Origin of the sequence: Hoeflea sp. BAL378, from assembly GCF_000759435.1 — a bacterium.
GTDB lineage: Bacteria > Pseudomonadota > Alphaproteobacteria > Rhizobiales > Rhizobiaceae > Hoeflea.
The window spans coordinates 24,518-30,816 of record NZ_JRJG01000095.1 but is presented as its reverse complement, the minus strand read 5'-3'; the positions used below and the strand labels follow the sequence as shown (position 1 = coordinate 30,816).

The window sequence follows — 6,299 nt, the reverse complement described above, 5'->3', positions numbered from 1 at the left end:
CCCCGATCGCCCCCGCCCCGAGCACGATCAGCGGAAACGGCAGGTGCAGGAAGGCGATGGCGATGAAGGCAGAAACCGCGAGTCCCCAGGCGAGCCGGCCCTTGAGCGCCCGCCGCGACACCTTGATCAGCGCCTCGACGACGATGGCGAGCACCGCCGCCTTGAGCCCGAACAGCACGCCCGCCACCACCGGCATCTCGCCGAAATGGAAATAGACCGCCGACAGCGCCAGGATGACGGCAAAGCCGGGCAGGATGAACAGCAGTCCCGCGAGCAACCCTCCCGCCACACCGCGCATCAGCCAGCCGGAATAGGTGGCAAGCTGCATCGCCTCGGGTCCGGGCAGCAGCATGCAGAAATTCAGCGCATGCAGGAACCGCGGCTCATCGAGCCAGGCCCGTCCCTCGACCAGTTCCCGGTGCATCAGCGCGATCTGGCCGGCGGGTCCGCCGAAGGACATGAGCCCGATGCGGCCGAACACGCGGACCATTTCGGCCCAGGAGGGAGAGGTGGAATTCACGATGCTTTTCTCCCTGACGGCCAGGTGTGGGTTTCGCCGGTGGCGCGCCGGCACCAGGCATAGAGCGCATCATAGATGAGCATGCCTTTTTCAAGCTGTGCCAGATCATCATCTTCCGATGATGACAATCCCAGGGAGATCGCCAGCAGCCCGGCCGATTGCGGTTCAAGGCCGAGATTTTCGGTGTCCGCGCCACGGACGATCCGGGCCAGGCGCCGCAGCGCCTCATCCTCGATGCCGAACAGGTCGAGCAAGGTGTCGACGCTGCACAATTCGCCCTTCTCCCCGCGATGGGAATAGGCAGCGCCTTCGACATCAAACGGAATTGCGCCCATCTCGGCCGCGATCGCCAGAACCCAGTCCGCCTCGACGAAGTGAAACACCGCCAGCGGGTCGATGAAGCGGCGCACCAGCCAGGGAAAGGCGATGCGGTCGATCTTGGGTCTCTCGCGGGTGATCCATTGCGTGGCGTGCGGCAGCAACAGCGGCACGTCCGGGCCACGCTGCCTGAGCACCAGGCCGCCCGCCGCCTCGTAGGCATCGATGCCGCCGGCGAGATAGCGGGCATCGAGACCCTGCGACCTCAGGCGCGCCACCGCCAGTTGGCTGACATTGTGTCCGTGCAGGCAGTAGACGACGATGGGCTTGCCGAGACCGGCAAGGTGCGGTCCCCATCTCCCGGTCTCGAGGTGATCGCGCCAGACGGACCCGGCGATGGCGCGCCCCTCTTCCTCGAACCTGGACCGCCGCGTGGCGGCAACCACCATCGGCCAGGCGCTGGTGCCGGACAGGTTCGACAATTCATGGGCTGAAATGGAACTGGACATGACTGTACCCTTCGCAAATCCACGAAGGGCGGAACTTGGGCTCTCGCCTGCAACGGGGAGTCCACCCGTGACCCCGTAAGCGAAGGCTAGCGCGCGCCCGGCAACGCGTCAATCTCCGTAAGGGATGCCGGTCGGCGCACGCGCCATCGCCCGGTCGAGGATCTCGAGGAGCAAGGCGTCGCGATCCGTCTTCGGCTGGCAGTCCACAGGGCCGAGCCGCCCCGAGATGAACAGCTCCGAGAAGCCGTGGACCATGCTCCAGATTGCCATCACATCGGTCATCGCCGCGGCGTTGTCATAGGGCGAGACCCCGCGCAGCCGGGCGACCCCGTCGACCAGATGCAGGAACGACGCCTTGGCGGCGTCGGCCAGTTGCTGCGATTTCGGAGCAGGCTTGTCGTCTGAAAACATCAGCCGGAACAGGGCCGGCGAGCCGAGCGCGAAATCCAGATAGCCCAGCCCCGAGGCATGCAGTCTCGCGCGGGGATCGCCGCTCGGCTCCGCCGCTTGCCGCGCCTCCATGGCGGCGAGAAAGCGCCGGAACCCTTCCGTCGCCAGCGCATCGAGCAGGCCCTTGGCGTCGCCGAAATGATGCGCCGGCGCCGAATGGCTGACGCCGACGCGCTTGGCGACCGCGCGCAGGGAGAAGCCGTGGACGCCGGTCTCGGCCAGAACCGCTTCCGCCGCCTTGAGCAGCGCCGCCCGCAGGTCGCCGTGATGATAGCTGTCTTTTGTCTTGAGCATGGGCTCAGACTAGCGCCCCATCTGGACAGCGTCAATTTCATCTTGACAATGGCAAGTTTAATCCCCAGTCTCGATCTTGCCACTGTCCAGATAAGGATCGCCCCCATGCCCCCCGAGACCCTGTTCCAGATCGCCAACCCCGTCGCCATGGCCGGCTGGCTTGCCCTGGCCATCTCCCCGTTCGCCCCCCGCCCGACCCTGATCGCCGCCGGCCTTGTCGTTCCGGTGCTCCTGTCGCTGGCCTATGCCGCGCTCATCCTCGCCAACTGGTCGGGCGCCGAGGGTGGCTTCGGAAGCCTGGCCGAGGTGATGCTGCTCTTCACCAATCCGGCAATCGCCCTTGCCGGCTGGCTGCATTACCTCGCCTTCGACCTGTTCGTCGGCGCCTGGGAAGTGCGCGCGGCGCGCCGCGCCTCCATCCCGCATCTCCTGGTGCTGCCCTGCCTGGTTCTCACCTTCCTGTTCGGCCCGGTCGGCCTCATGGCCTTTCTCGGCCTGCGGCTGGTCCATGGCCGTTTCGCAACGGCGACGGGAGGTGCGGCATGACCGATCTGGCGCTTACGCATTTCACCCCCCGCGCGTCAGCGAGAAACATGTTCGACGCGGAACCGCTGTTTGCAGCGACCGGACTGCTGATCGGCCTGTCTCTCGCCCCCACGCTCATGGCCATGGCGATGGACCCGAGGGACTTCCTTGGCGAGAATGTCTGGCTCAAGCCGGTCAAGTTCCAGATCGCGCTCACGCTCTACCTGCTCACGTTGGCCTTTTTCGCCCGTTGGCTGCCTGCCGGGATTACCAGGCGCCGGAGCTACCGAATCTATTCGGGCGCGGTGGTGATCGCGGTGATCGCCGAACTCGTCTGGGTCGGCGGCGCCGCGATGTTCGGTATCGCCTCGCATTTCAATGTCAGCCATCCCTTCATGCAGGCGATCTACAGCCTCATGGGCGCCTTCGCCGTGCTGCTCACCTCGGCGACCCTGGTCCAGGGCATCGCCATCTGGTGCAATCGCCAGACGGGGCTCGCGCCGCCGCTGCACCTGTCCATCGCCCTCGGCCTGGTGCTCACCTTCGGGCTGACGTTGATCGTTGCCGGGACGCTCGCCTCCCAGTCCGGCCATCTGGTCGGCACGCCGGTGAGCGGGTCGACGGTGCCGTTGCTTGGCTGGTCGCGTGAAGTGGGCGACCTCAGGGTGGCGCATTTCTTCGCCACCCACGCCCTGCACGTCCTGCCGGTCTTCGGGCTTGGAGCCACGGCGCTTCTGCCGCGGCGATGGGCCGTGCCGGCAGTCTGGGCTGCGGCACTGACCTTCACCGCCTTTGTGGCCGCGAGCTTTGCCGGCGCGCTGGCCGGCCTGCCGCTCGTCCCGGACTTCTGAGGAGCCGCGCCGGGCCGGACGTCGACCGGCGTCCCGGCCCGGACCTTCATGCCATCTTGAACGACAGCGCCATCTCGGCGCGCAGCCACCGTTCGAAAGCTTCGGTCTCCCTGGCCTTGAACGAATGCGTGCGGGTGATGAACCAGTAGGCAGCGCCCGTGGAAAAGCGTCCCTCGAAGGGCGCCACCACCTGGCCGGCGGCCAGCGCATCGTGAGCCAGCGTTTCCCAGGCCATGAAGATCCCCTGCCCGGCGACGGCTGCGTCGAAGCACAGCGAGGCGTCGGAGAAGGTCGGCCCCTCGCGCAGGTCGGATGCGGCTAGCCCGAACGGCTCGAGCCAGATGCTCCAGTCGAACCGCGACCCGGCGTCCCGGATCACCGGCACGGTGCGGATGTCCCCGGGCCGCGCGAGACTTGCCGCGATCGCCGGACTGCAGACCGGAAAGATCCGCTGTTCGATCAGCCGGGAGGCGTTCAGCCCCGGCCACGGACCATCGCCGACGCGGATGCAGACATCGACATCGGAGGCATTCGGGTCGACCAGGGTCGTGGTGGCGTCGACCCGGATGCGGATCGAGGGATGGGCGTCGTAGAAATTCTTGAGCCGCCATACCAGCCATTTCGCGGCGAAGACCGGCGCCACCGAAACCACCAGGGCGCTGCCATGGGACCCGGCCGCCTTGGCGAGCGCCACCGAGAGTTCCGCCATGCCCGAGGCCAGATGCGGCAAGACCGTCTCGCCCAGCGCATTGGGCCTGAGCCCCTTGGGATGCCGGATGAACAGCGTGGCGCCCAGCAGTTGTTCGACCTTCTGGATCTGCTGGCTCACCGCGCCGACGGTCACGCCGAGTTCGCCCGCCGCCGCCTTCAGGCTGCCCAAGCGACCGGCGGCCTCCACGGCGCGCAATCCGTTCAACGGCACGAGGTTCAGGTTTCTCATATAGTTTTTCTATACCAGTTTTGAGAAATTGTGGATCGTTTCGGGGAAAGCCAACCGCTAACATCTACCTATGCTATACCAGATCCTGTCCCGAACCAGAAATGCCCTGTCGACCCTGCTCGAAGTCTCGAGCGGAACGGACTCTGTCGACGACCCGATTTCGGTCCCCGATCCGCTCGCGCATCCTGACGTGCAGCGCATGTCCTTGCGCGACCTCGCCGACCTGCCGCTCGAGCCATTTTGCCTGCCGGTCATGCGCGAAGGCCGTCGCTCCGCCAGCCCCGCGGCAGACCGGCCGGAAATGGCCGCCAAAGCTTGCATTTGCGCGGTTGCTCCGCTATAGCGGCCACGTCCGTGCAGACACCCTTGGAGGCAACGCGGATGAAGCGCCGGAAACGGCGCTTGATGTTTTTTGGGACCGGCCTGTCCGCGAACCGGAAAACAGCCCCAGTTTAGAACCTCGAAAGGTTATGCCATGAGCAACGTAGCATATGAGCTCAAGGCCGAGGCGCGCGCACAGGTCGGTAAGGGGTCCGCCCGTGAACTTCGCCGCAACGGTTTGATTCCTGCCGTCATCTATGGTGACAAGAAAGACCCTGTATCCATCGCGCTCTCGCGCAACGAAGTCACCAAGAAGATCCATGCCGGTGGCTTCATGACCACGCTGGCGACCATCGATGTCAACGGCACCAAGTACCAGGTCCTGCCCAAGGACTACCAGCTCGATCCGGTCCGTGACTTCCTGATGCATGTCGACTTCCTGCGCGTGTCGAAGAACACGCTGGTGACCGTCGAAATCCCGGTTCACTTCGAAAACGAAGAGAAGTCCCCGGGCATCAAGCGCGGCGGCGTTCTCAACATCGTCCGTCACACGGTCGAGTGCCACTGCCCCGCCAACGACATTCCGGAAGCGATCACCATCGATCTCACCGGCCTGGAAATCGGCGACGGCATCCACATCTCGCATGTGACGCTGCCGGAAGGCGTTCATCCGACGATCACCGACCGCGACTTCACCATCGCCACGGTCGCAGCCCCTGCCGGCCTCAAGAGCGACGACAACGCCGCTGCCGGCGAGGAAGCCGACGAGGACGACAGCGAAGAATAATAGGCCTCACCGGCCCGTATCGGAGGCTCCGGCTCCATGTTGCTCATCGCAGGACTTGGAAACCCCGGCCCCCAATACGCCAGAAACCGGCACAATGTCGGCTTCATGGCGGCGGACGCAATCGCCCGCCGCCATTCGTTTTCGGGATTTTCGAAGAAATTCCGCGGCGAGATCGCCGAAGGCACCATCGCCGGCGAAAAGGTGCTGCTGCTCAAGCCCATGACCTTCATGAACCTGTCGGGCGACAGCGTCGGCGAAGCCCTGCGCTTCTACAAGCTCTCCCCGTCCGACCTCATCGTCATCCACGACGAACTCGACATCGCGCCCGGCAAGCTCAAGCTCAAGACCGGCGGCGGCAATGGCGGCCACAACGGCCTCAAGTCGATCGACGCCCATGTCGGCAAGGACTACAGGCGGCTCCGCATCGGCATCGGCCATCCCGGCCACAAGGACCGGGTGAGCCCCTATGTGCTGGGCGACTTCGCCAAGGCCGACATGGAATGGCTGGAGCCGCTCATCGACGCCATCGCCGACCATGCCGAGCTGATGGCCAGGGGCGACGACGCGGGCTTCCTCAACAAGATCGCGATGGCAACCGGCGGCACAGCACCCGGACCGGCAAAGGCCGAAAAAAAAACTGAAACGGCAACGGGCGGAAAGCCTGCCCCCGCCGGCAAGTCCCATATCCGCCAGGCCCGCAACTCGGCCCAGCCGAAGGCGCTGCCGACCTCTGGACCCATGGCCGACATGCTCAAGCGGCTGTTCGGCGCCAAGGACGACTGAC

Annotated in this window: 9 protein-coding genes; 5 read left to right on the top strand and 4 right to left on the bottom strand. The window is 65.6% G+C overall.

The annotated features are described in order from the left end of the window. The 3 genes from LL06_RS18725 to LL06_RS18715 all read right to left on the bottom strand — a co-directional run. Positions 1-490: chromate transporter (locus LL06_RS18725; RefSeq protein WP_161784992.1), on the bottom strand; the 490-nt coding region annotated here is incomplete at its 3' end. Positions 491-516: 26 nt separating this feature from the next. After that, the gene (locus LL06_RS18720) at positions 517-1,347 is read right to left on the bottom strand and encodes a sulfurtransferase/chromate resistance protein (RefSeq protein ID WP_035530325.1); all 831 of its coding nucleotides are present in this window, start codon (positions 1,345-1,347) and stop codon (positions 517-519) included. 108 nt (positions 1,348-1,455) lie between these two features. Beyond that, positions 1,456-2,091 carry a TetR/AcrR family transcriptional regulator gene (locus LL06_RS18715; protein WP_035530323.1) on the bottom strand — a complete coding sequence of 212 codons (636 nt, stop codon included), beginning with the start codon at positions 2,089-2,091 and terminating at the stop codon, positions 1,456-1,458. Positions 2,092-2,196: 105 nt separating this feature from the next. Between LL06_RS18715 and LL06_RS18710 the strand changes: the two genes are divergently transcribed. Both LL06_RS18710 and LL06_RS18705 read left to right on the top strand, forming a co-directional pair. Continuing rightward, positions 2,197-2,637 (top strand): ABA4-like family protein, encoded by a 441-nt coding sequence (locus LL06_RS18710; RefSeq protein ID WP_035530321.1) that lies wholly within the window; start codon positions 2,197-2,199, stop codon positions 2,635-2,637. Beyond that, positions 2,634-3,467, top strand: a complete 834-nt coding sequence (locus LL06_RS18705; protein WP_035530319.1) for a hypothetical protein — start codon at positions 2,634-2,636, stop codon at positions 3,465-3,467. Before LL06_RS18710 ends, LL06_RS18705 begins: the two co-directional genes overlap by 4 nt. Before the next feature lie 46 nt (positions 3,468-3,513). Here the strand turns inward: LL06_RS18705 and LL06_RS18700 are convergent, their stop codons facing one another. Then, on the bottom strand, positions 3,514-4,407 hold the full coding sequence (locus LL06_RS18700) for a LysR substrate-binding domain-containing protein (RefSeq protein WP_035530316.1): 894 nt from the start codon (positions 4,405-4,407) through the stop codon (positions 3,514-3,516). A 70-nt stretch (positions 4,408-4,477) separates the two neighbouring features. Between LL06_RS18700 and LL06_RS27910 the strand changes: the two genes are divergently transcribed. The 3 genes from LL06_RS27910 (at position 4,478) to pth (ending at position 6,298) form a co-directional block, all read left to right on the top strand. Beyond that, a complete protein-coding gene (locus LL06_RS27910; RefSeq protein WP_035530314.1) occupies positions 4,478-4,750 on the top strand; it encodes a hypothetical protein in 273 nt (90 codons plus the stop codon). Positions 4,751-4,882: 132 nt separating this feature from the next. Further along, positions 4,883-5,515: a 50S ribosomal protein L25/general stress protein Ctc gene (locus tag LL06_RS18690; protein WP_035530312.1), complete on the top strand. Its 633-nt coding sequence runs from the start codon at positions 4,883-4,885 to the stop codon at positions 5,513-5,515. Between the two features lie 36 nt (positions 5,516-5,551). After that, positions 5,552-6,298, top strand: coding sequence for an aminoacyl-tRNA hydrolase (gene pth, locus LL06_RS18685; protein WP_035530311.1), 747 nt, complete (start codon positions 5,552-5,554; stop codon positions 6,296-6,298). The last annotated feature ends 1 nt before the right edge of the window (position 6,299 follow it).